This is a genomic window from Microbacterium sp. LRZ72, from assembly GCF_033792225.1.
GTDB lineage: Bacteria > Actinomycetota > Actinomycetes > Actinomycetales > Microbacteriaceae > Microbacterium.
The window spans coordinates 134,437-156,602 of sequence record NZ_JANGEX010000002.1; the positions used below are offsets into that span (position 1 = coordinate 134,437).

The window sequence follows — 22,166 nt, forward strand, 5'->3', positions numbered from 1 at the left end:
CGATGGAGCAGGCCAGCGGTCGGTACACGCACGGACACCACGAGAGCGTGCTTCGCTCGCATCGCTGGCGCACGGCCGAGAACTCCGCCGCCTATCTGCTGCCATCGCTGGATGCCGGCACCTCCGTCCTCGACATCGGGTGCGGCCCGGGCACGATCACCGCCGACCTCGCCCGGATCGTCGCCCCGGCTCGCGTCGTCGGAGTCGACGCGTCGGCAGAGATCATCGCCCAGGCGGATGCGCTGGGCTCTCCGGCCGGATTCGCAGTCGCGGATGCCTATGCCCTCCCCTTCGGCGACGGAGAGTTCGCCGTGGCGCATGCCCACCAGGTGCTGCAGCATCTCGCGCGGCCGGTCGACGCCCTGCGGGAGTGGGGGCGGGTGGCCGGACTCGTCGCCGCCCGAGACGTCGACTACGCCGGGGTCATCATCCACCCATTCACCGACGGCCTGCGGGCCTGGGCGGAGTTGTACCAGCGCGTGCACCGCGCCTCCGTGGGCGAGCCGGATGCCGGGCGGCGCCTGAAGGCCTGGGCGCGGGCGGCCGGGTTCTCCGACATCCGCGTGGGCGCCTCGCTGTGGGTGTTCGAGAACGCCGAGGACCGCGCCTGGTGGGGCGGCCTCTGGGCGGACCGGGCGGTGGACTCCGGCTTCGCGGCGGCGGCGCTCTCGCACGGACTCGCCACGGTGGACGAGCTGCGCACGATCAGCGCCGCATGGACCGCGTGGGCCGACGACGAGGACGGCTGGATGGCGATGCCGCACGGCGAGCTGCTGGCGCGGTAGCCGTGCGCGCCGGCGCTCGGACGCAGCGAGCGACCGCGACGAGACACGCCGCGGCATCCCGTAGACTGGGAGGCCCAAGGGGAGTACTCCGGCACGGTCGGCTCGTCACTACGGATGCGTTCGCATCCCGGGCCCCCGGTCCTCGGTCACGAGGATGGAGAAGACCTTGGCGCTGATCACCTCACGCCAACCTTGGGAGCACCCCCGTGGATATCACGCCACTCGTCTGGATCATCACGATCGCGGTCACGATCGCCTTCTTCGTCTACGAGTTCTTCGCGCACGTGCGCACGCCGCACGAACCGACCATCGGAGAGTCGGCCCGCTGGTCGGTCTTCTACATCGGCCTCGCGCTGCTGTTCGGGGTCGGCATCGGCGTCGTCTCGGGGTGGACCTACGGCGGCGAGTACTTCGCCGGCTACCTCACCGAGAAGGCGCTGTCGATCGACAACCTCTTCGTCTTCCTCATCGTGATGACGAGCTTCGCCGTGCCGAAGATCTACCAGCAGAAGGTGCTGATGATCGGCATCGTGATCGCCCTGATCCTGCGCGGCATCTTCATCGCCGTCGGGGCGACGCTGATCGCGAACTTCTCCTGGATCTTCTACCTCTTCGGGGCGCTGCTGCTGGTGCTCGCGTATCGGCAGGCGTTCACGCACGGCGAGTCGAACCCCGCCGACGGGGTCTTCATGCGGTTCGTGCGCCGGCACCTGCGCGTGACCGACGAGTACCACGGCGACAAGCTCACGACCGTCAAGGACGGCCGACGCTGGGTCACACCGATGCTGCTGACGATCATCGCCATCGGGTTCGTCGACCTCATCTTCGCCGTCGATTCGATCCCCGCCATCTACGGACTGACGGAGGAGGCCTACATCGTCTTCACCGCCAACGCGTTCGCGCTGATGGGGCTGCGGCAGCTCTTCTTCCTCATCGGCGGGCTGCTCGAGCGTCTCGTCTACCTGGCGCAGGGGCTGGGCGTCATCCTCGCGTTCATCGGCGTGAAGCTCGTGCTGCACGCCCTGCACGTCAACGAGCTGCCGTTCATCAACGGCGGTCAGGGCGTCGAGTGGGCACCCGAGATCCCGATCTGGTTCTCGCTGCTGTTCATCGGCGCGACGATCGTGGTCGCGACCGCGGCGAGCCTCATCAAGACGCGGCGCGATGCCCGACTGCCGTCCGAGACTCCGGCGTCGCGCACTCGTCGGCGGTGAACGCAGGCGGACCGGGCGCCGCGCGACCCTTCGTCGCCCGGTCCGAATCGGCATACGCTGTGGATGTCGTCGACCGAAGGATCATCCGTGTCTGCCCACCACGAGCACCCCGCCCACGAGCACGTCCCCGGCCCGGACGAGCCGACCATCCCCGAGCTCGAGGCCGACGAGGACGTCGCGCCGCGACCGGAGGAGCCGATCGCGGACACCCTCCGGGCGGAACCGGACACGGAGGACCACGGCCGGCATCCGGACTGAGGCCCCGCGCCGAACACCTGCCGAGCCCGGGGGTGTGCTCGCCTACGCGATCGCCGAGCGCACGATCTCGGCCACGCGGGTCTCGGTGACCTCGTCCAGTCCGTCAAAGTACCAGGCCGCGGGGATGAGGCGGCCGTCCGTGCCGCCCGCGGGCCGGAGCGGGGCCTTCTCGCTGACGCCCAGGGTCATCACCTCGTCGTTGCGGAAGAAGACGAGCACCGGGGTGCTCGCCGACTTCGCGTAGCCGGGCATGCCGTACCAGATGCGCGGCTTCAGCTCCGGGGCGGCGGCGACGATCACCTCGTGCATGCGCTGCATGACGGACCGGGCCGGCTCTTTCATCCCCGCGATCTTGTCGAGCACCTGCTGCAGGTTCTTCTCGTCTTTGGTCGCCACGATCGTGTCCTCTCGTCAGCCGATGCCGCGGCATCGGCGCAATGAAGTCGGCGCGCCGGAAGGCGCAGCACCCCATTCGGACGTGTCCTGATCGTTCAGGCCTCTCCGCAATGATTCAGATGATCGGTCACCTGGAAGCGCGAAACGCGGCGGGTCGTACCGTCGCGCCATTCACGCTACCGATTCAGACGCGCAAACGGAACCACCGCGGGGCATCATGCCCGTGCCTCGTGCGCGGTGGTCGATCGGTGCAGATTCCCGAGACGAGGACGGCTGCCGGGGCGAGGGCCAGACCCGCCGATCCGATCCTCGGCCGGGCAGGACTCCTCTCCTCAGCAGAGGACTCCCGACGCTCGGCACGGCGAAGCCACGGGCCTCGGCGAAGGGACGTCAGCTGCTGCAGCAGGCGCCGCCGCAGCAGGAGCCTGCGGCATCGTCGTTCTTCAGCAGGTTCTGCTCGTCCGAGACGGGACGAAGGGTGGCGGATGCGGTGGAGTCGGGGGTTGTGCTCATGCCTCCAGCGTACGCGCGTCAATCCCGTGCGAGGCCCCGCCGCGTATCCGGCTACGCCGTGAGGCGAGGGTAGTCGGTGTACCCCGTGGCGTCCGCCGCATAGAAGGTCGCGGGATCAGGCTCGTTCTCGGGGTGGCCGCCCTCCCACCGCGCGACGAGATCGGGGTTGGCGAGCGCGAGCCGCCCGACGGCGACCGCATCGGCCTGGCCGCCTGCGACGAGACCCACCGCCTCATCCTTGGTCGTGAGGCGACCGAAACCGCTGTTGGCGATGAACACGCCACCGAAGCGGCGCCGCAACAACTGCACGAAGTCGCCCGTCGGCTCGGCGTGCAGCACGCTGAGGTACGCGAGCCCGAGCGGAGCGAGTCCGTCGACGAGCGCCTGGTACGTCGCGCGCACATCGTCCTCGTCCGATTCGATGACGTCCTGGATGTTGTGGGCCGGCGACAGCCGAATCCCCACTCGGCCCGCACCGACGGCATCCGCGACCGCCGCCGTGACCTCGATGACGAACTTCGCCCGCGCCTCGGGAGACCCGCCGTACGAGTCGACCCGCCGGTTCGAGGCGGGTGAGAGGAACTGGTGCAGCAGGTAGCCGTTCGCGCTGTGCATCTCGACACCGTCGAACCCCGCACCGATCGCCCGTGTCGCTGCGACGACGAACTCGTCGCGCACCCGCTCGAGCTCGGCGGTCGTGAGAGCGTGCGGAACGGGGAACGCCGTCTTTCCCTGGGGCGTGCGCACCGCACCGTCGATCGCGATGGCGCTCGGCGCGACAATCCGGTCCGTGCCCGTGATGTCGGGGTGCGACACACGACCGGCGTTCATGAGCTGCATGACGATCCGCCCGCCTTCGGCGTGCACCGCGTCGCTGACCCCACGCCATCCCTCCAGCTGCGCGTCGGTGACGATTCCGGGCTGCCCCGTGTATCCGCGCGACTCCGCGCTCGGATACACGCCCTCGGTGATGATGAGACCCAGCTGAGCCCGTTGCGCATAGTGCTCGGCGACGATGTCTCCGGGGACGCCCTCCACCCCGCAGCGGAGGCGCGTGAGCGGCGCCATGACGACGCGGTTCGGCAGGTCGATGTCACCGACGGCAAGGGGGGAGAACAGATCCACGGGGGTCCTTTCGGGAGCGTGGGCCGCCGACAGCGACCGTCCCGGCCACAACCGGCCGGCCGGCGCGCCTATTCCGGCGGACCCGGCGGAGTGACCGCACGGGGCGCGCAGGACGGATGCGCACCGCAGCGGGGATCAATCCCAGTCGAGGTAGTCCTCGATGGCCCAGGACGTCGCGCCGACGTGGGTCATGGGGAACATATGCCCCCCGCCCTCGACCGGCACGACGCTCACGAGACCGGGCGCGGATGCCTGGAGAGCGTCGCCGTTCGCGACGGGTGTGACCTCGTCCTCCGTGCCCTGGACCACGAGCACGGGCAGCCCCTGCGCCAGCGGCGGCGCGACATCCGCCGCCTCCACGCCGAGCAGAAGCACGCCGTTGACCCGGTCATGGTGAGCGAGGGACACCGCTCGCGCGACCGATCCGCCGAAGGCGTGACCGCCCACCCACGCGTCGTCGACCCCGAGGTGATCCATGACGTCGACCACGTCCTGCACGAGATCCTGAGCCGCGGCATCCACACCATCCGAGCCCCGGCCCGCGCTCACCCCGATCCGGATGACGCGGAAGTCCTCTTGCGCCACCGAGTGGGCCAGCAGGTTCAGCGAATCGATGTCCGATCCGCGTTCGGGCAGAAGCACGAGCGCGGGGCCCTCCCCCTCAGCGCCATACGGGATGGCGCGGCCGTCGGGTTCGAACATCTCGGTCTCGGTCATCGTCATGGCTCCTCTGCTCCAACCACCCAGAATATCCGGGAAACGTGACGATTCCGCAGGCCCGCTGCCACTACAGACGCTCCGCGGCGGCGCTATCTCTCATCGATGCGGCGCAGCCGGAACCCCGCGATCGCGAAGAAGGCGCCGAGCCCGCCGACAAGGGCGCTCACCCCGTACGCGAGCACGGAAGTCAGGAGGGATGTGCGTAGCGATGCCGCGGTCGACAGCGCCGAGCTCTGGTTGCGCAGTTCGCGGGCCTCGTCGCTGCTCCCGTCGACGCCGCGCAGCGCCGCACTGATGTCGGCGAAGGTACGTCCGCCCGCTCCACGCTCGGCATTGCCCTTGATGACGAGCGCCTCGACGTAGGCCGTCACCGGATCTTGGACGCGCTTGCCCGCGAGCATCGGCGCGTTCGGAGGAACGGTGATCTTCTCATCGCGCAGCTGCTTCGTCACGGTGAACCACGCACCGGCTCCGGTGACCATGAGCAGCGTGCCGGCGGCGACGGCGAGTCCTCCGACATCGCGGAGAGTGGAGGCGGTGCGCGACGAGGTCATCGATGGTCCTTTCGGGCGTGGGATCGCGTGAAGTGTATCTGTCGATGATTGCTCGACGAGGCCACGTCGCGCTCCGTGCGCCCCTACGGCGGCGACTGAGCGTGCGTATCCTCTGCGAGTGGTCGGTCGCGACGTCGCGCCTGTTCATCCCGGATCCCCGCCGCGACCGCCTTGCGAATCACCCAGTACAAGGCGTACAAGGACACGCCCGTCAGAGTGAGCGTCAGGACGAGACTGGTGACCGGATCCATTCCGCAAGGCTCCCATCGCGAATGGGTCGCTTGCAACGTCTCCCAACCCGCGCTGGTGCCATCAGTCATGCAACCCGCAATGGCGGAGTGCGTCAATAACGCTAGACGTTGAACCGGAACTCCACCACGTCGCCGTCCTGCATCACGTAGTCCTTGCCCTCGAGGCGGGCCTTGCCCTTCGCGCGTGCTTCGAGCACCGAGCCGGTGGCGACGAGGTCGTCGAACGAGATGACCTCGGCCTTGATGAAGCCCTTCTCGAAGTCGGTGTGGATGACGCCGGCGGCCTGCGGCGCCTTCCAGCCCTTGCCGATCGTCCAGGCGCGCGACTCCTTGGGCCCCGCGGTGAGGTACGTCTGCAGGCCGAGGGTCTCGAAACCGACGCGGGCGAGCTGATCGAGTCCCGACTCCTCCTGGCCCGTCGAGGCCAGCAGCTCGGCGGCATCCTCGGGGTCGAGATCGATCAGCTCCGACTCGATCTTGGCGTCGAGGAACACCGCGGGAGCCGGATCGACCATCAGGGCGAGGTCGGCGAGCGCGGCGGTGTCGTTCAGCACCGACTCGTCGACGTTGAACACGTAGATGTACGGCTTGGCGGTCAGTAGCCCGAGCTCATGGATCGGCGCAAGGTCGAGGTCCGACGCCGAGAGCAGCACGCCGCGCTCGAGCGCGTCCTTCGCCGCGTTGGCCGCGTCGAGAACGGCGGGGTCGGTCTTCTTGCCCCGAACCTCCTTCTCGTAGCGCGGAATGGCCTTCTCGAGCGTCTGCAGGTCGGCGAGCATCAGCTCGGCGTTGATCGTCTCGAGGTCCTTGCGGGGGTTCACGTCGCCCTCGACGTGCACGACGTCCTCGTCCACGAAGCCGCGCACGACCTGCGCGATCGCGTCGGCCTCGCGGATGTTCGCGAGGAACTGGTTGCCCAGCCCCTCCCCCTCGCTCGCACCGCGCACGATGCCGGCGATGTCGACGAACGAGACGGCTGCGGGCAGGATGCGCTCACTGCCGAAGATGCGGGCGAGCGTGTCGAGCCGCGGATCCGGCAGGTTCACGACCCCCACGTTCGGCTCGATCGTCGCGAACGGGTAGTTCGCCGCGACCACCTGACTGCGCGTCAGGGCGTTGAAGAGGGTGGACTTGCCGACGTTGGGCAGGCCGACGATGCCGATAGTGAGAGCCACGGGAGTCAAGTCTACGGGCGCGGATACCGCTTCCCGGCGGCGCGCCTGCCTCGCGCCGATCCGCCCTCGGGGCAGGGTGGCGCTGTGCCCCTGGATTTCACCGCCATCGACTTCGAGACGGCGAACGCCAGCCCGGCCTCGGCGTGCGCCGTGGGCCTCGTGCGGGTGCGGGACGCCCGCGTCGTCGCTCGGGCCTCGTGGCTCATCCGCCCACCCGCGGGCCACGACGAGTTCTCACCCTTCAACACCCGCATCCACGGCATCCGGGCCCGCGACGTGGCGGATGCCGCGACCTGGAGTGAGCAGCTCGACCGGCTGTGCGCGTTCGCGGGCGCCGACGTGCTCGTGGCCCACAACGCAGGCTTCGACATGAACGTGCTGCGCCGCGCGTGCGACACCACCGGCGACACCTGCCCGCCGCACCGCTACCTGTGCTCGGTGCAGCTGGCCCGCAAGACCTACCGCCTCGACTCCTACCGCCTGCCCCTGGTCGCCGCGGCCGCGGGGTGCGCGGATTTCGTGCACCACGATGCCGCGGCGGATGCCGAGGCCTGCGCCCGCATCGTCATCGACGCCGCCCGGCGCCACACCGCCTCGGACGTGCCGACGCTCGTCGACGCATCCGGCATCCGGCTCTCGCATCTGGCCGCCGCCCCCGTGACCGCGCGGACGCCTCGCGCCGCGCGCGTCGCCTGAGCGACGGGGCCCCGGCTCGGTCGGCGCGGCCCATGACCGATGTCGCCGGGTGCTGACACGATGACGACATGGATGCTGCGTTCCTCGCCCTCGCCGCCGTCGCCGCGCTGATCGGGGGCGCGATCGGCTGGCTTGCCCGGGGCGCGCGCTCCGCGAGCGACCTCGGTGCCGCCCGGGCCCGCGCCGAGGGCGCGGAGTCGCTCGTCGGCGGGCTGCGGGAGCAGCTCGCGCAGGAACGGTCGGCGCAGGCCGAGCGGGCCGACCGCGAACGCTCCGACGCGGCGGTGCTGCAGGCGCTCACGCCCGTGCGCGAGTCGTTGCAGGCCATGCAGCGCCAGGTCGCCGAGCTCGAACGCGAGCGCGGCGCGCAGTACGGCACCATCGCCGCGCAGCTGCGCATGTCGCTCGAGTCCGACGAGGAGCTGCGCCGCACCACGGAGTCACTGGCAGGGGCGCTGCGCTCCACCGGCACTCGCGGTCTGTGGGGCGAGGCGGCCCTGCGGCGCGTGGTCGAGGCGGCCGGCCTGACGCGGCACGTCGACTTCACGGTGCAGACGGCGCTGACCGGCGAGGATGGGCGCGGCCGCCCGGACATGGTCGTGCGGCTGCCCGGCGGGGCCTCGGTGCCGATCGACGCCAAGGTCCCCCTCGACGCCTACCTCGAGGCGGTCGCGATCCCCGAGACGGCGACGGGAGCGGATGCCGATCGCCGCACACAGCTGCTGCGCACACACGTGCGTGCGGTGCGCGCGCACATCGACGCGCTCGCGAAGCGGGCGTATTGGAAGGGACTCGATGCGGCGCCGGAGTTCGTCGTCTGCTTCATCCCGAACGAATCGCTGCTGGCCACCGCGCTCGACACCGACCCCGCGCTGCTCGACCACGCGTTCCGGCAGCGGGTCGCGCTGGCCTCGCCCGTCAATCTGTGGGCGGTGCTGAAGACGGTCTCCTTCGCCTGGACGCAGCAGGACGTCTCGGCCGAAGCGAAGCAGCTGTTCGAACTCGGCAACACCCTGTACGACCGGCTCGGCGTCCTCGCCGGTCACGCCGATGCCCTGCGGCGCTCGATCGAGCGCACCGTCGAGAGCTACAACGCCTTCGCCGGGTCGCTCGAGACCCGAGTGCTGGCCACCGCCCGCAAGTTCCCGGGCATCGACGACTCCAAGCTGCTTGCCGAACCCGCGCCGGTCGCCGTTCCCACTCGACCGCTCGCATCGGCCGAACAGACCGCCACGCCGCCCGCGGCCACCGGCCTCGATGAGCTGCGCCGACGCCTCGCGGACGATGAGGCAGACGCCCGCACGCCCGAGGACGGAGACAGCGGGACGCCCGCGGCTTCGCGGAGTGCTACGTCCCGGGAATGAGGCTCATCAGCGCGACGACGGTACCCGACACGACCACGAACGCGCCCACGAGCCACCAGGCGCTGACCTCGTGGCCCTCTTCGCGCCGGACGCGGAGCAGGACGTCGCTGCGTCGTGCAGGGTCCACCGCATCCGCGACGACGGCGATCGCCCCGGTTCTCGGTTCCTCTGCCGTGCTCATGCGTACCACCCTCGTGTGCGTCTCAGAATCCGCCGCACAGAACCGCGCGCCGCATCCATCGTCTCAGACCAACGCCACTCATTGTCTCAGACGATCGCGCGCCGGCGGTGTAACGATCAGGTCGCGCCCGCGCAGGCCCCGCACCGCCGTCACCGATGGGTCGGCCGATCAGAGCCACTTCGAGGTCAGGTGCTCCGACGTGATCCGCCGCAGGGTTCCCGAGGCTCCGCGCAGCACCACGCTCTCGGTGTAGACGAACCCGCCGTCCCGGCGGACTCCGGCCACCAGCTGGCCGTCGGTCACGCCGGTCGCGACGAAGATCGTGTTCTTGCTGTCGACCAGCTCGTCGGCCTCGTAGACATGGTCGAACTTCAGACCCGCATCGACACCGCGCTGGCGCTCGTCGTCGTCGCGCGGCCAGAGCCGCCCCTGGATGTGACCGCCCAGGGCCTTGATCGCACAGGCCGTGACGATGCCCTCCGGGCTGCCGCCGATGCCGATGCACATGTCCGTGCGGGCGTTGTGGCGGGCCGCATTGATGCCGCCGGCCACGTCGCCGTCGGTCATCAGGCGGGTGCCCGCACCGGCCTCGCGGATCTCGGCGATCAGCTTCTCGTGCCGCGGGCGGTTCAGCACCGACACGACCAGTTCGTCGACGGGTTTGCCGAGCGCCTCGGCCAGGCGTCGCACGTTCTCACCGACGGGAAGGCGGATGTCGACGACGCCCACGCCCTCGGGACCGGTGACGATCTTGTCCATGTAGAACACGCTCGAGGCGTCGAGCATCGTGCCGCGTTCGGACACGGCGATGACGGAGAGGGCGTTGTTGCGGCCCGCCGCGGTGAGCGAGGTGCCGTCGATCGGGTCGACGGCCACATCGCACTGGGGGCCCTTGCCCGTGCCGACCTTCTCGCCGTTGAACAGCATCGGCGCGTCGTCCTTCTCGCCCTCGCCGATCACGATGACGCCGTCGAACGCCACGGTTCCGAGGAAGGCGCGCATCGCATCCACGGCGGCGCCGTCGGCGGCCTCCTTGGCCCCGCGCCCGATGAAGGGCACCGAGCGGATCGCGGCGGCTTCGGTCGCGCGCACCAGTTCGAGGGCCAGGTTGCGGTCGGGATGGAGGGGACTCATGTCGCCCGTGATGCTCACCATGGGGTCAGCCTATCCAGGGCGGTCTTCGCGCACCTGGCCTTTCACGTCCGCATCGCCGAAGGAATCGACGTTCTTAACGAGACGTCATGACGAGGGCGGTCCCGTCCACGGGGTGCGCTGGCGTGGGCGCAGACGCGCGGTTTGGATAGAGTGACAGCGCTACGCCATCGATCCGAAGGAGCTCGACAATGCCCGTCGCAACCCCCGATCAGTACGCCGAGATGCTGGACCGCGCCAAGGCCGGCGGCTTCGCCTACCCCGCGATCAACGTGTCGAGCTCGCAGACGATCAACGCCGTGCTGCAGGGCCTCACCGAAGCCGGTTCCGACGGCATCCTGCAGGTCACGACCGGCGGTGCCGACTACTTCGCCGGCCACACGGTCAAGGCCCGCGCGACGGGCGCACTCGCCTTCGCCCGCTACGTGACGGAGGTCGCGAAGAACTACCCCATCACGGTCGCGCTGCACACCGACCACTGCCCGAAGGACGCCCTCGACGGCTTCGTGATGCCGCTGATCGCCGCATCCGAAGAAGAGGTGAAGGCGGGACGCGACCCCATCTTCCAGTCGCACATGTGGGACGGCTCGGCGGTGCCCCTCGACGAGAACATCGAGATCTCGAAGGACCTGCTGCCGCGCATGAAGAACATCAACGCGATCCTCGAGGTCGAGATCGGGGTCGTCGGCGGCGAAGAAGACGGCGTCACGCACGAGGGTTCGAACGAGGCCCTCTACACGACGGTCGCCGATGTCACCAAGGCCGTCGAGGCCCTGGGCCTCGGCGAGAACGGCCGCTACATCTCGGCCCTGACGTTCGGCAACGTGCACGGCGTCTACAAGCCCGGCAACGTCAAGCTGCGCCCCGAGCTGCTCGGCGAGATCCAGGAGGGCATCGCCGCCGCGTTCGGCACCGGCGAGAAGCCGCTCGACCTCGTCTTCCACGGTGGCAGCGGCTCGACCGACGACGAGATCAACCTCGCCGTCGCCAACGGCGTCGTCAAGATGAACATCGACACCGACACGCAGTACGCGTTCACTCGCTCGATCGCCGGCTTCATGTTCCAGAACTACGACGGCGTGCTCAAGATCGACGGCGAGGTCGGCAGCAAGAAGGCCTACGACCCGCGCGCCTGGGGCAAGATCGCCGAGACCGCGATGGCCGCCCGCGTCGTCGCCGCGACCAAGCAGCTGGGCTCGCACGGCAAATCGCAGAGCTGACGCCGCGGCGCTCCGGCGGGAACGCTCAGGCAGGCATTCGGTAGAGCGAGAGCACCGTCGGGGCGCCCTCCGGGCGGTGCACGATCTCGATCGGGTCGCCCGCACGCACCTCGCCCGACCGCCGCACCCGCAGGTAGGGGCCCAGCCGGCGCTCGTCCGAGAACCGCCGCACCCAGTCGCGCGCGTGCGGTCCTCCCACCCATCGCGCGAAGACCTGACAGGGCGTGCGGGGTGAGGTCACCTCGAGTTCGACGGTGTCGCCGACCCGCCACCGCTCCCCCACGACGGCTGCGTTGACATCGAACCCCTCGGTGCGCAGGTTCTCGCCGAAGAAGCCCGCGGGCAGATCGCGCCCGAGCTCGGCGGCCCAGAAGTCGGCGTCTTCCTGGGCGTAGGCGTACACGGCCTGCTCCAGTCCGCCGTGGTGCTTGCGACTGGCCTGCACGTCGCCGCGCACCCCGTAGGGGCCGACGCGCACGGCCCCCTCCAGCGGACGCTTGTCGATGGCGGTCACGCCCAGGCTCCCGGAATCGGGACGCAGCTCGGCGACGGCGCAGACGGCGAGAAGACGGGGCATGCGTTCATCGTACGAGCACCCCGCAGGAGAAAGCGCTGCGTCAGCCGATGACGCCCACGAGCGCGTTCCAGACGTCGGGATCGTTCATGAGCGGCACGATCAGCAGCACGCTCGAGATCGCGGTGAACAGCACACCGCCGACGAGCGGGATCCAGAACGACATGTGGCCCCGGCGCAGCCAGCCCCAGGATGCGGCCGCCGTGATCAACCAGCCCAGGCCCAGCACGAGCGCGGCGGCGATCGCCCAGGGCTGGCCGGCGGCGGGGTCGGCGACCTCGGCATCCACTCCCAGCATCTCGAGCAGGGTCTCGGAGTACGTGCCGTAGTCGGTGAGCGCCGGAATCGTCGTGAGGACCGTGAACAGCCCATAGACGAGCAACCCGATGGTCAGCACCCGGTCCACCATGCGGGTGCGCGGCGAGATGACGCGCCCCGCGGGCTCCCGCCTCTCATCGGCTGCGACAGCAGCCGCCGGAGCTGTGCGCTCGGCGTCGTCCGGCGCGTTGCCCGAATCGATCGCCCACGAGGCATCCGGCTGCTGGATCCGCTCCCGCTGCTGCTCGGGGGTGGCGTACTCGCCGAACTGCGGCGCCGGCCTCGGACGGTCGGCTGCGTCGTTCACGCGCTCGCCCTCTCGCGGCGACCGCCGCGGCCCTCGCCCGGGCTCTGCCGCAGCTCCTTCGGCAACGAGAACATCAGGTCCTCTTCGGCGGTGCGCACTTCTTCGACGTCCGCGTAGCCGGCGCCCGCAAGGTCGGCGAGCACCTCCTGCACGAGCACGTCCGGCACCGATGCGCCGCTGGTGACGCCGACGGTTTCGACGCCGTCGAGCCACTCCTGCTTGACCTCGTCCGCGTAGTCCACGCGGTAGGCGGCCTTGGCGCCGTACTCGAGCGCGACCTCGACCAGGCGCACGCTGTTGGATGAGTTCGCCGAACCCACCACGATCACGAGGTCGGCGTCCTGCGCGACCTTCTTGATCGCCACCTGACGGTTCTGGGTGGCGTAGCAGATGTCATCGGAGGGCGGGTCCTGCAGGTTCGGAAAGCGCTCGCGCAGCCGACGCACGGTCTCCATCGTCTCGTCGACCGACAGCGTCGTCTGCGACAGCCACACCACGTTCGAGGGATCGCGCACCTCGACGGTCGCCGCCTCTTCGGGCGAGTTCACGACGGTGACGTGGTCGGGCGCCTCTCCGGCCGTTCCCTCGACCTCCTCGTGCCCCGTGTGCCCGATCAGCAGGATCTCCATGTCGTCCCGCGCGAAGCGCACCGCCTCGCGGTGCACCTTCGTCACGAGCGGGCAGGTCGCATCGATCGCCTGGAGACCGCGATCGGATGCCGCCGACACGACAGCCGGCGAGACCCCGTGTGCGCTGAAGACCACATGAGCGCCCTCGGGAACGGCGTCGACCTCGTCGACGAAGACGGCCCCGCGCTGCTCCAGCTCGTCCACGACGTGCACGTTGTGGACGATCTGCTTGCGCACGTAGACGGGCGCGCCGAATCGCTCCAGCGCCTTCTCGACGGCGATCACCGCACGATCGACGCCCGCGCAGTAGCCGCGCGGCGCCGCGAGCAGGACCCGCTTGTGTCCCTGGACCGGGATATCCTTGAGCTGCCCGGAGCGCCCCGGGACGCGGGGCATGGGCATACTGACGGTGGAGGTGCTCACCTTCCCGAGTCTACGGCCGCCGCCTGGATGCGGGCCCGACCGCGGCCCGCGAAGCCCGCGAAGGAGACGATGACGACGTTCCAGCCCGTGCCGGAGGGCGCGCAGGCACCCCCGCCCGATTCCGTCTCGCCGCGCGAGTCCACCTCTGCCGCGCCCACGTCGGTGTCGCGGCTCAACGAGACCATCAAGGGATTCGTCGACAAGTGGGGGTCGGTCTGGGTCGAGGGCGAGATCACGTCGTGGAACGTGCGCGGTGGGCACGTGTTCGGCCGGCTCAAGGACCTGGGCACCGACGCGTCGCTGTCCTTCCGCATCTGGTCGAGCACCCGCCAGCGTCTGCCCGCCGATCTGAAGGTCGGCGACCACGTCGTCGGGTGCGTCAAGTCCGACTACTTCGTGCGCACCGGCGATTTCAGCTTCGGCGTCTCGTCAATGCGCCACGTCGGTCTGGGCGACCAGCTCGAGAAGCTCGAGCGGCTGCGGGCGCAGCTGCGCAGGGAGGGGCTGTTCGATGCGGCCCGCAAGAAGCCGCTGCCCTTTCTGCCGCACCTCATCGGCCTGATCACGGGGGAACGCTCCGACGCCGAGCGCGACATCCATCGCAACTCGGAGCTGCGGTGGCCGCAGGTGCGCTTCCGCACGGAGTACGCCGCGGTGCAGGGCGACCGGTGCGTTCCCGAGACGATCGCCGCGCTGCAGCGGCTGGACGCGGATCCGCATGTCGACGTGATCGTCATCGCGCGCGGCGGCGGCGACCCGCAGACCCTGCTCGGGTTCAGCGATGAGCGGATGCTGCGGGCGGTGGCTGCGGCATCCACCCCGATCGTGAGCGCGATCGGGCACGAGAACGACCACCCGCTGCTCGACGACGTGGCCGACATGCGCGCCTCGACACCCACGGATGCGGCCAAGCGCGTCGTGCCGGACGTGTCGGAGCAGCGGGCGCTCGTGGAGCAGCTGCGGGGGCGCGCGACGCTGCGGCTGACGCAGCGGATCTCGCACGACATCGCCCAGCTCGAGCAGCTGCGCTCGAGACCCGTGCTGCGCGCCCCGGAACGGATGCTGCAGGATCGCGCGGCCTGGCTGGAGCAGGCCGTCGGCCGGGCCCGCGCCGCCTCGGACCGGCGCCTGGCAGCGGCCGAGCGGGAGCTGGCGGAGCTGCGGGCGACGCTGCGGGCGATCGGCCCACAGCACACCCTCGAGCGGGGCTACGCCATCGTCGAGGGCGGCGAGGGGATCGTGCGCGATGCCGCGCAGGCTCCCGCCGATGCCCCGCTCGTTGTGACCGTTGCGCGCGGCGCGTTCGCGGCGCGCTCCGAGGGAGAGCGCCCAGCGTGAAGGCGGCAGACGTGATCGCGGCACCGGCGCGCCATGGATGCGGTGACGGCAGTGCGGGGGAACCGTCCCGGGCGATGTCGTCGACCCCCGTAGAATGGTGCCCATGACGGAGCAGGCCGATACCGCGGCGCTCTCGTTCGAACAGGCTCGCGACGAGCTTCAGCGCGTCGTCGCTCAGCTGGAGCAGGGGTCGCCGACCCTCGAGGAATCGCTCCGCCTGTGGGAACGAGGCGAGCATCTCGCGCAGCGCTGCGAGGAATGGCTCGTGGGCGCGAAGCGACGGCTGGATTCCGCTCGTGCGACCACCGATGGCACGGCCACGGCTGACGGGACGACCGGCGGCTCGCCCGAGGTGACGACCTGATGCCCACTGGGCGCGTCGTCGCGGAGCTCGGCCGGCCCGAGACGCCGGAAGAGGAGGCGGCTCGCAAGGCGGAGTCGTCGCGGGTGTACCGATCGAGTCAGTCCTTCCGCAACCTCATCGCCGCCCTGCTGGCCACGCTCGCCGTCGTGGTGGTGGTCGTGCTCGCCGTGCCGCGCGGCGAGGCCCCGCAGACGCAGAGCATCGACCCCGCTCCGCTCGCGTCGGCCGCCGCCGAGGCCTACGGCCGCGAGATCGTCGTGCCCGTCGTCCCCGCCGACTGGCGGGTGAACGCCGCGGGCGTCGAAGGCGACACCGCGGGAACGACGGAGTGGACGATCGTGTACGCGCCCCCTCAGGACGGCTTCCTGCGTGTCGCGCAGGCCTTCGACGTGGACGACGCCTGGGCGCGCAGCACGCTGCTCGGAACGACCCCCGAGGGCGTCGTGACCATCGACGGAGTGAGCTGGGACGTCTTCGAACCCGACGACCCCTCCTCCGCCGCGAACATCTCCTTCGCTCTCGGAACCCAGGCCGGTGCCGACTACGTGCTCGTGTACGGGTCGGCGGCACCCGAGACGGTTCGCGATATCGCCGCGACGCTGACCGCCCAGATCGACATCCTCCGGAGCGCTGACTCATGAGCGAACGCCCCACCCCCGCCCGCGTCTGGGCCGAGATGAAGCGCGGCAACGCGCGATTCGTCGCCGGCGAGCCCCGGCACCCCCGTCAGGACGTCGAGCGCCGTACGGAACTCGCGGCCGCGCAGAAGCCGCGCGCGGCGCTTTTCGGCTGCTCCGACTCGCGCCTGGCGGCGGAGATCATCTTCGACAAGGGGCTCGGCGACCTGTTCGTGGTGCGCAATGCCGGTCAGGTGATCTCGGACTCGGTGGTCGGCAGTCTGGAGTACGCCGTCGCCGTGCTGGACGTGTCGCTGATCGTCGTGCTCGCCCACGACGCCTGCGGTGCCGTGGGCGCGGCCATCGACAGCACGCGGCCCGACGCCCCCGTGCTCCCGCCGCTGATCTGGCGTCAGATCGCACCGATCGTCCCCGCCGCGCGCTCACTTCTGGCCGCGGGTGCGACGGAGGGTGTCTCGCCGGATGCGCTCGATCCCATGGAGGTCGGCCGCGTGCATCTGCGCAACACGGTCGCAGAGCTTCTGCGAGCGTCCGAGATGATCAGCGAGGCCGTGGCCGAAGGCCGCGTCGCCGTGGTCGGGGCCAACTACCGGCTCGAAGAGGGCACCGCCGTGCCCGAGATCATCGTCGGCCCCGCCGCCGACGCCGACTGACCCGCCCTCAAGCCACACCCACGCACAACCACGGGAGGAACGACGACGTGACCGACACCGAGTACCGCATCGAGCACGACACGATGGGAGAGGTGCGCGTGCCGGCCCGCGCGCTCTACAGCGCCCAGACGCAGCGCGCCGTCGAGAACTTCCCGATCTCGGGAGATCCGCTCGATCCGTCGCAGATCCAGGCCCTGGCCCGCATCAAGAAGGCGGCCGCACTCGCGAACAAGCAGCTCGGCACCCTCGACGCCGCCGTCGCGGACGCGATCGCTGCCGCGGCGGACGAGGTCATCGCGGGCGAGCACGGCGATCAGTTCCCGATCGACGTCTACCAGACCGGCAGCGGCACGTCGTCGAACATGAACATGAACGAGGTGCTCGCCACCCTGGCGTCGCGCACCCTCGGCTCTCCCGTGCACCCCAACGACCACGTGAACGCCTCGCAGTCTTCGAACGACGTGTTCCCGACATCCGTGCACCTCGCGGTGACGCAGGAGCTCATCGACGACCTGATCCCCGCGCTCGATCACCTCGCGGTGGCCTTCGAAGAGAAGGCGGAACTGTGGAAGGACGCGGTCAAGTCCGGACGCACCCACCTCATGGACGCCACCCCGGTGACCCTGGGGCAGGAATTCGGCGGGTATGCCCGGCAGATGCGCCTGGGCATCGAGCGGGTGCAGTCCGTGATCCCTCGTGTCAGCGAGGTGCCCCTCGGTGGCACCGCGGTCGGCACCGGCATCAACACCCCGGCCGGCTTTCCCGAGAAGGTGCTCGAGCTGCTGGCCACCGAGACCGAGCTGCCGATCACCGAGGCGAAGGACCACTTCGAAGCCCAGGCCAACCGCGACGCGCTGGTCGAGACCTCCGGGGCGCTGCGCACGATCGCCGTGTCGCTGACCAAGATCAACAATGATCTGCGCTGGATGGGGTCCGGCCCCAACACCGGGCTGGGCGAGCTGCACATCCCCGATCTGCAGCCCGGCTCGTCGATCATGCCCGGCAAGGTCAATCCGGTCGTCCCCGAAGCCACGCTGATGGTCTGTTCGCGCGTGATCGGCAACGACGCCTCGATCGCCTGGTCCGGCGCGTCCGGCGCCTTCGAGCTCAATGTCGCGATCCCCGTCATGGGCACGGCGTTGCTCGAGTCGATCCGGCTTCTCGCCAACACCATGCGCGTGCTGGCCGACAAGACCATCCGCGGACTCGAGGCGAATCTCGATCGCGCGGCGGCGTTCGCCGGGATGTCGCCCTCGATCGTCACGCCCCTGAACAAGCTGATCGGATACGAGGCGGCGGCCAAGATCGCCAAGCACAGCGTGGCCAAGGGGATCACGATCCGCGAGGCCGTACTCGAGATGGGATACGTCGAGCGCGGCGAACTGACCCTCGAGCAGCTCGATCAGAAGCTCGACCTGTTGTCGATGACGCACCCGGGGTGATCAGCGCGCCGTGCGCCGCACGGGCGTGCGGCACGATAATGTCGACATGACGCGCGAGCGGCGACCCATACCGGCGAAGGCCTTGATCGTGGGCGCCATTCTCGCGGTTGCGGCACTGGGGTTCGCAATCGTGGGCGCCGTCACGTTCGTCGCACAGCGCGACCGGACGCTGACGGAGATCGACGAGAGACTGACGTCGCTCGTCGGGGCACTGGGGGAGGTGGCGCAGTTGCAGGTCATCGTCGAAGACGGACCGGACGCGGGGGTGCGCTCCGTCGACGAGTTCGCGGGCATGGAGGAGTACCTGCGCGCGGCCGTCTCGCGACTCATCCCCGGCCGCAACGAGGCGTCCTTCGGCGTCATCGACGGCGAAGTCCACTTCCGCACCACGTCGTCGCTGAGCGAGGAGCTCGCCGACGATCCCGCGTTCGTGCAGACGGCGGCCGAGGCCGCCGAAGCCGGCAGCGCCGTCATCGCGAGCACGGCCACGGAGGCGGGCGACATCCGCTACATCAGCGTGCCGGTGGCGACCCCCGCCGATCCGCGCGAGGGCGTCTTCGTCCGCGCGGTCAACGTGACCGAAGAGCTGCGCCCGGTCACGCTGTCGCTTCTGACCTACACCGCGTCGGCGCTGGCGACCCTCACGGCGATGGGGATCGTCGGCTGGTTCGTCGCGGGGCGCATCCTCTCACCCATCCGGCGCATGCGTGAGACAGCCGACGCGATCACGCCGACCGATCTGCGGGCGCGCCTGCCCGAAGCCGGCAACGACGACATCTCGGACCTCAGCCGCACCGTGAATCTGATGCTGGACCGGCTCGAGACCTCGATCGACAGCCAGCGCCAGCTGCTCGACGACGTGCGGCACGAGCTGAAGACGCCGATCACCATCGTGCGCGGACACCTCGAGATGATGGACGTGTCGAGCCCGTCGGATGTCGCGAGCACGCGCGACATCGGCATGGCCGAACTGGACCGCATGACGCGACTCGTCGAGGACATCGACCTGCTCTCGTCGGCGGAGGCCGACCAGTTCGCGTTCGTGCCCGTCGAGGTCGGCGAGCTCACGGAGCGGCTCGGCGACCTCATCGAGGCGATCCCCGGGCACCCCTGGCGCGTCGCCCGCTCCGCACGCGGCCTCATCGAGGCCGACAACGACCGGCTCCTGCAGGCGTGGCTGCAGCTGGCGGACAACGCCTCCAAGTACACGCCGCAGGGCTCGCCCATCGAGGTCGGCAGCGACGTCGATGCCACGAGCGCCCACCTCTGGGTGCGTGATCACGGACCAGGCATCGCTCCCGCCGCCCGTCGGCGCATCTTCCACCGCTTCGCGCGCGCCGACCACCGCACCGTCGGCGGCTCCGGTCTGGGACTGGCGATCGTCGATGCGATCGCCAAGGCCCACCAGGGCACCTGCGTGGTCACCGACACCCCGGGCGGTGGCGCCACGTTCACCATCAACATCCCCGTCTCGCGGCATCAGGGTGAGACGCTGCCCTCTCCCGTGCGTGCCGGCGACGTCGTATCGCAAAGGGAGGCCACCGGATGACCCGCATCCTCATCGCCGAAGACGAGCCGCGCATCTCGTCGTTCGTCGCGCGCGGGCTCGAATCGGCCGGCTACACCGCCACGGTGGTCGAGAACGGCGACGAAGCCCTCGAACTCGCCCTCGGGCCCGACATCGACCTCGTGCTGCTCGATGTCGGGCTGCCCGGAATGGACGGATTCGAGGTGCTGCGGCACCTGCGGGGCCAGGGGGCGACCGTGCCCGTGATCATGCTGACGGCGCGCAGCAGCACGCGAGACACCGTGCAGGGGCTGGATGCCGGCGCGAACGACTACGTGGCCAAGCCCTTCAAGTTCGACGAGCTGCTGGCGCGCGTGCGCTCCCGCCTGCGCGAGAATGTCTCGCCCGGAGGCGTAGGGGTCGCGCACGGAGACATCAGTCTCGACCCGCTCACGCGTCGCGCGCGGGTCGGCGGCCGCGACCTCGACCTGTCCGCCCGCGAGTTCGCGCTCGCGGAGCAGTTCCTGCGGCATCCGGGCCAGGTGCTCAGCCGTGAACAGCTGCTCTCGAGCGTGTGGGGGATGGACTTCGACTCGGGCTCGAACGTCGTCGACGTGTACGTGCGGTACCTGAGGGCGAAGTTCGGCGCGGACCGCATCGCGACCGTGCGCGGTGCGGGATACCGCTGGCAGTAGCGGCTCCGGCCGGCTCGGCTCGAACGGAGAAGCCCCCGACGTTGGGGGAACGCCGGGGGCTGGGAAGGCGGTGAGCTGGGGGCCTCTCGCCTTGGGCAATCCCGTCGAAAGGGAGGGGGACGGGATTGACTTTTTTCACCTGCCGCATGCCCGGGGGGACAGCGGCGGTCATGGTCCCGCGTGCGCGGGGATGTGTGAAGTTGTCTTCACCCAGGATCAACGCCGCCCATGAGATCACGACATCGCCGGCATGAGATTTCTCTCATGCCGGCGATGTGGCGTAGGCGTGCCGATCAGGCGAGCTCTCCGGCCTCCAGCAGCTCGGTGACGAGCGCCGCGATGGCGGAGCGCTCCGACCTCATCAGAGTGACGTGTCCGAACAGTCCATGACCCTTGAGCGTCTCGATGACCGACGCGACGCCGTCATGCCGGCCGACCCGCAGGTTGTCGCGCTGCCCGACGTCGTGGGTGAGCACGACGCGGGAGTTCTGCCCCATCCGGCTGAGCACGGTGAGGAGCACATTGCGCTCGAGCGACTGCGCCTCGTCGACGATCACGAAGGCGTCGTGCAGCGATCGCCCGCGGATGTGCGTCAGGGGCAGCACCTCGAGCAGCCCGCGCTCGATCACCTCGTCGAGCACGTTCGGCGAGACGACCGATCCGAGCGTGTCGTAGACGGCCTGCCCCCACGGGTTCATCTTCTCGGTCTGGTCGCCCGGCAGGTAGCCGAGCTCCTGCCCACCGACCGCGAACAGCGGGCGGAAGACGATGATCTTGCGCTGCTCCTGCCGCTCCAGCACGGCCTCCAAAGCGGCGCACAGCGCCAGCGCCGACTTGCCCGTCCCCGCCCGGCCGCCGAGCGAGACGATCCCCACCTCGGGGTCCAGGAGCAGGTCGATGGCGATGCGCTGCTCGGCCGAGCGACCGTGCAGCCCGAACACGTCGCGGTCGCCGCGCACGAGGCGGTACTCCCCCTCGCCCGTGACCCGCGCCAGCGCCGATCCCCGCTCCGACTGGATGATCAGCCCCGTGTTCACCGGCAGACCGAGGACGCTCTCGTGCGAACCCACCTCGCTCTCGTACAGGTCGCTGATGTCGTCGCCCGAGAGGTCGATGCCCGCGATGCCCGTCCAGCCCGAGTCGACCGCCTGCTCGGCGAGGTACTCCTCGGCGGGGATGCCGAGCGACGAGGCCTTCACGCGCATCGGCATGTCTTTGGACACCACCACGACGTCCTGACCGTCCTGAGCCAGGTGCATCGCGACGGCCAGGATGCGGCTGTCGTTGTCGTGCAGCCGCATCCCCGAGGGCAGCACCGTCTGATCGGTGTTGTTCAGCTCCACGCGCAGCGTGCCGCCGCTGCCCACCGGAACGGGAAAATCGAGGCGGCCGTGCGCGATGCGCAGGTCGTCGAGGTGGCGCAGCGCCTGCCGCGCGAAGTAGCCGATCTCGGGGTCGTGTCGCTTTCCCTCCAGCTCGGTGACGACGACGACCGGGATGACGACGGAATGCTCGGCGAAGCGGAAGAACGCCCGCGGATCCGAAAGCAGCACGGATGTGTCGAGCACGTAGCAGCGCAGATCCTGCGCCGCCTCGCCCTCGTCGTGCGGCGACGGCTCGTGCGCGGATGCCGTCGACATGTGCTGGTGGTGCGATGCCCTCGTGGTCACAGCC

25 protein-coding genes are annotated in these 22,166 nt (G+C 70.0%); 13 read left to right on the top strand and 12 right to left on the bottom strand.

Translation table 11 applies throughout. The features are described 5' to 3' along the window. Positions 1-2: 2 nt before the first annotated feature. The 3 genes from M4I32_RS03095 (at position 3) to M4I32_RS03105 (ending at position 2,257) form a co-directional block, all read left to right on the top strand. Positions 3-785, top strand: coding sequence for a methyltransferase domain-containing protein (locus tag M4I32_RS03095; RefSeq protein ID WP_319033028.1), 783 nt, complete (start codon positions 3-5; stop codon positions 783-785). Between the two features lie 206 nt (positions 786-991). After that, positions 992-1,999, top strand: a complete 1,008-nt coding sequence (locus M4I32_RS03100) for a TerC family protein (protein ID WP_319033029.1) — start codon at positions 992-994, stop codon at positions 1,997-1,999. 87 nt (positions 2,000-2,086) lie between these two features. Continuing rightward, positions 2,087-2,257, top strand: coding sequence for a hypothetical protein (locus tag M4I32_RS03105; RefSeq protein WP_319033030.1), 171 nt, complete (start codon positions 2,087-2,089; stop codon positions 2,255-2,257). Between the two features lie 42 nt (positions 2,258-2,299). Here M4I32_RS03105 and M4I32_RS03110 read toward each other — a convergent pair whose 3' ends face one another. The 6 genes from M4I32_RS03110 to ychF form a co-directional block, all read right to left on the bottom strand. Continuing rightward, the gene (locus M4I32_RS03110; RefSeq protein WP_319033031.1) at positions 2,300-2,653 is read right to left on the bottom strand and encodes a DUF1801 domain-containing protein; all 354 of its coding nucleotides are present in this window, start codon (positions 2,651-2,653) and stop codon (positions 2,300-2,302) included. Positions 2,654-3,043: 390 nt separating this feature from the next. Next, on the bottom strand, positions 3,044-3,166 hold the full coding sequence (locus M4I32_RS03115; protein WP_319033032.1) for a hypothetical protein: 123 nt from the start codon (positions 3,164-3,166) through the stop codon (positions 3,044-3,046). Between the two features lie 51 nt (positions 3,167-3,217). Then, a complete protein-coding gene (locus tag M4I32_RS03120) occupies positions 3,218-4,291 on the bottom strand; it encodes an alkene reductase (protein WP_319033033.1) in 1,074 nt (357 codons plus the stop codon). 135 nt (positions 4,292-4,426) lie between these two features. Then, complete coding sequence (locus M4I32_RS03125; protein ID WP_319033034.1) at positions 4,427-5,014, bottom strand: alpha/beta hydrolase; 588 nt, start codon at positions 5,012-5,014, stop codon at positions 4,427-4,429. Between the two features lie 86 nt (positions 5,015-5,100). Beyond that, positions 5,101-5,565 (bottom strand): aromatic ring-opening dioxygenase LigA, encoded by a 465-nt coding sequence (locus M4I32_RS03130; protein ID WP_319033035.1) that lies wholly within the window; start codon positions 5,563-5,565, stop codon positions 5,101-5,103. A 352-nt stretch (positions 5,566-5,917) separates the two neighbouring features. Next, on the bottom strand, positions 5,918-6,991 hold the full coding sequence (ychF, locus tag M4I32_RS03135) for a redox-regulated ATPase YchF (protein WP_319033036.1): 1,074 nt from the start codon (positions 6,989-6,991) through the stop codon (positions 5,918-5,920). A gap of 84 nt (positions 6,992-7,075) precedes the next feature. On the opposite strand from ychF, the gene M4I32_RS03140 reads away from it, so the two are divergent. Then, positions 7,076-7,687, top strand: a complete 612-nt coding sequence (locus tag M4I32_RS03140) for an exonuclease domain-containing protein (protein ID WP_319033037.1) — start codon at positions 7,076-7,078, stop codon at positions 7,685-7,687. A gap of 68 nt (positions 7,688-7,755) precedes the next feature. Continuing rightward, complete coding sequence (locus tag M4I32_RS03145) at positions 7,756-9,051, top strand: DNA recombination protein RmuC (protein WP_319033038.1); 1,296 nt, start codon at positions 7,756-7,758, stop codon at positions 9,049-9,051. On the opposite strand, the gene M4I32_RS03150 is transcribed toward M4I32_RS03145, so the two are convergent. Together M4I32_RS03150 and glpX are read right to left on the bottom strand one after the other, a co-directional pair. Then, positions 9,035-9,232, bottom strand: coding sequence for a UDP-N-acetylmuramyl pentapeptide phosphotransferase (locus tag M4I32_RS03150; protein ID WP_319033039.1), 198 nt, complete (start codon positions 9,230-9,232; stop codon positions 9,035-9,037). The genes M4I32_RS03145 and M4I32_RS03150 overlap by 17 nt on opposite strands. A 168-nt stretch (positions 9,233-9,400) precedes the next feature. Then, a complete protein-coding gene (gene glpX, locus M4I32_RS03155; RefSeq protein ID WP_319033040.1) occupies positions 9,401-10,387 on the bottom strand; it encodes a class II fructose-bisphosphatase in 987 nt (328 codons plus the stop codon). Positions 10,388-10,575: 188 nt separating this feature from the next. On the opposite strand from glpX, the gene fbaA reads away from it, so the two are divergent. Further along, entirely contained in the window at positions 10,576-11,604 is a 1,029-nt protein-coding gene (gene fbaA / locus M4I32_RS03160) for a class II fructose-bisphosphate aldolase (protein ID WP_319033041.1), read from the top strand. Positions 11,605-11,629: 25 nt separating this feature from the next. Here fbaA and M4I32_RS03165 read toward each other — a convergent pair whose 3' ends face one another. From M4I32_RS03165 to M4I32_RS03175, 3 genes are read right to left on the bottom strand one after another with little or no spacing between them, the layout of a single operon-like run. Continuing rightward, complete coding sequence (locus M4I32_RS03165) at positions 11,630-12,181, bottom strand: MOSC domain-containing protein (RefSeq protein ID WP_319033042.1); 552 nt, start codon at positions 12,179-12,181, stop codon at positions 11,630-11,632. 40 nt (positions 12,182-12,221) lie between these two features. Then, on the bottom strand, positions 12,222-12,803 hold the full coding sequence (locus tag M4I32_RS03170; RefSeq protein ID WP_319033043.1) for a DUF6264 family protein: 582 nt from the start codon (positions 12,801-12,803) through the stop codon (positions 12,222-12,224). Next, positions 12,800-13,828: a 4-hydroxy-3-methylbut-2-enyl diphosphate reductase gene (locus M4I32_RS03175; protein WP_319033340.1), complete on the bottom strand. Its 1,029-nt coding sequence runs from the start codon at positions 13,826-13,828 to the stop codon at positions 12,800-12,802. Before M4I32_RS03175 ends, M4I32_RS03170 begins: the two co-directional genes overlap by 4 nt. Positions 13,829-13,924: 96 nt before the next feature. Here M4I32_RS03175 and xseA point away from each other — a divergent pair, with 96 nt between their 5' ends. The 7 genes from xseA to M4I32_RS03210 all read left to right on the top strand — a co-directional run bounded on the left by xseA (position 13,925) and on the right by M4I32_RS03210 (position 20,492). Then, positions 13,925-15,193 carry an exodeoxyribonuclease VII large subunit gene (xseA, locus tag M4I32_RS03180; protein WP_319033044.1) on the top strand — a complete coding sequence of 423 codons (1,269 nt, stop codon included), beginning with the start codon at positions 13,925-13,927 and terminating at the stop codon, positions 15,191-15,193. Positions 15,194-15,296: 103 nt separating this feature from the next. Continuing rightward, entirely contained in the window at positions 15,297-15,557 is a 261-nt protein-coding gene (locus M4I32_RS03185) for an exodeoxyribonuclease VII small subunit (RefSeq protein ID WP_319033045.1), read from the top strand. Next, complete coding sequence (locus tag M4I32_RS03190) at positions 15,557-16,198, top strand: DUF4245 family protein (RefSeq protein WP_319033046.1); 642 nt, start codon at positions 15,557-15,559, stop codon at positions 16,196-16,198. Before M4I32_RS03185 ends, M4I32_RS03190 begins: the two co-directional genes overlap by 1 nt. Then, entirely contained in the window at positions 16,195-16,848 is a 654-nt protein-coding gene (locus M4I32_RS03195) for a carbonic anhydrase (protein ID WP_319033047.1), read from the top strand. The genes M4I32_RS03190 and M4I32_RS03195 overlap by 4 nt, the downstream gene beginning before the upstream one ends. Before the next feature lie 47 nt (positions 16,849-16,895). After that, on the top strand, positions 16,896-18,290 hold the full coding sequence (locus M4I32_RS03200) for a class II fumarate hydratase (RefSeq protein WP_319033048.1): 1,395 nt from the start codon (positions 16,896-16,898) through the stop codon (positions 18,288-18,290). 46 nt (positions 18,291-18,336) lie between these two features. Next, a complete protein-coding gene (locus M4I32_RS03205) occupies positions 18,337-19,839 on the top strand; it encodes a HAMP domain-containing sensor histidine kinase (protein ID WP_319033049.1) in 1,503 nt (500 codons plus the stop codon). After that, on the top strand, positions 19,836-20,492 hold the full coding sequence (locus tag M4I32_RS03210; RefSeq protein ID WP_319033050.1) for a response regulator transcription factor: 657 nt from the start codon (positions 19,836-19,838) through the stop codon (positions 20,490-20,492). The genes M4I32_RS03205 and M4I32_RS03210 overlap by 4 nt, the downstream gene beginning before the upstream one ends. 293 nt (positions 20,493-20,785) lie before the next feature. Here M4I32_RS03210 and M4I32_RS03215 read toward each other — a convergent pair whose 3' ends face one another. Continuing rightward, complete coding sequence (locus M4I32_RS03215; protein WP_413466774.1) at positions 20,786-22,162, bottom strand: PhoH family protein; 1,377 nt, start codon at positions 22,160-22,162, stop codon at positions 20,786-20,788. Positions 22,163-22,166: the final 4 nt, after the last annotated feature.

Excerpts from the sequence above, each read along its gene's own strand:
- M4I32_RS03095 (WP_319033028.1), top strand. The coding sequence starts at position 3 with ATGGAGCAGGCCAGCGGTCGGTACACGCACGGACACCACGAGAGCGTG.
- M4I32_RS03115 (WP_319033032.1), bottom strand. The coding sequence starts at position 3,166 with ATGAGCACAACCCCCGACTCCACCGCATCCGCCACCCTTCGTCCCGTC.
- M4I32_RS03125 (WP_319033034.1), bottom strand. The coding sequence starts at position 5,014 with ATGACGATGACCGAGACCGAGATGTTCGAACCCGACGGCCGCGCCATC.
- M4I32_RS03130 (WP_319033035.1), bottom strand. The coding sequence starts at position 5,565 with ATGACCTCGTCGCGCACCGCCTCCACTCTCCGCGATGTCGGAGGACTC.
- M4I32_RS03145 (WP_319033038.1), top strand. The coding sequence starts at position 7,756 with ATGGATGCTGCGTTCCTCGCCCTCGCCGCCGTCGCCGCGCTGATCGGG.
- M4I32_RS03150 (WP_319033039.1), bottom strand. The coding sequence starts at position 9,232 with ATGAGCACGGCAGAGGAACCGAGAACCGGGGCGATCGCCGTCGTCGCG.
- glpX (WP_319033040.1), bottom strand. The coding sequence starts at position 10,387 with ATGGTGAGCATCACGGGCGACATGAGTCCCCTCCATCCCGACCGCAAC.
- fbaA (WP_319033041.1), top strand. The coding sequence starts at position 10,576 with ATGCCCGTCGCAACCCCCGATCAGTACGCCGAGATGCTGGACCGCGCC.
- M4I32_RS03165 (WP_319033042.1), bottom strand. The coding sequence starts at position 12,181 with ATGCCCCGTCTTCTCGCCGTCTGCGCCGTCGCCGAGCTGCGTCCCGAT.
- M4I32_RS03175 (WP_319033340.1), bottom strand. The coding sequence starts at position 13,828 with ATGCCCCGCGTCCCGGGGCGCTCCGGGCAGCTCAAGGATATCCCGGTC.
- xseA (WP_319033044.1), top strand. The coding sequence starts at position 13,925 with ATGACGACGTTCCAGCCCGTGCCGGAGGGCGCGCAGGCACCCCCGCCC.
- M4I32_RS03185 (WP_319033045.1), top strand. The coding sequence starts at position 15,297 with ATGACGGAGCAGGCCGATACCGCGGCGCTCTCGTTCGAACAGGCTCGC.
- M4I32_RS03190 (WP_319033046.1), top strand. The coding sequence starts at position 15,557 with ATGCCCACTGGGCGCGTCGTCGCGGAGCTCGGCCGGCCCGAGACGCCG.
- M4I32_RS03195 (WP_319033047.1), top strand. The coding sequence starts at position 16,195 with ATGAGCGAACGCCCCACCCCCGCCCGCGTCTGGGCCGAGATGAAGCGC.
- M4I32_RS03205 (WP_319033049.1), top strand. The coding sequence starts at position 18,337 with ATGACGCGCGAGCGGCGACCCATACCGGCGAAGGCCTTGATCGTGGGC.
- M4I32_RS03210 (WP_319033050.1), top strand. The coding sequence starts at position 19,836 with ATGACCCGCATCCTCATCGCCGAAGACGAGCCGCGCATCTCGTCGTTC.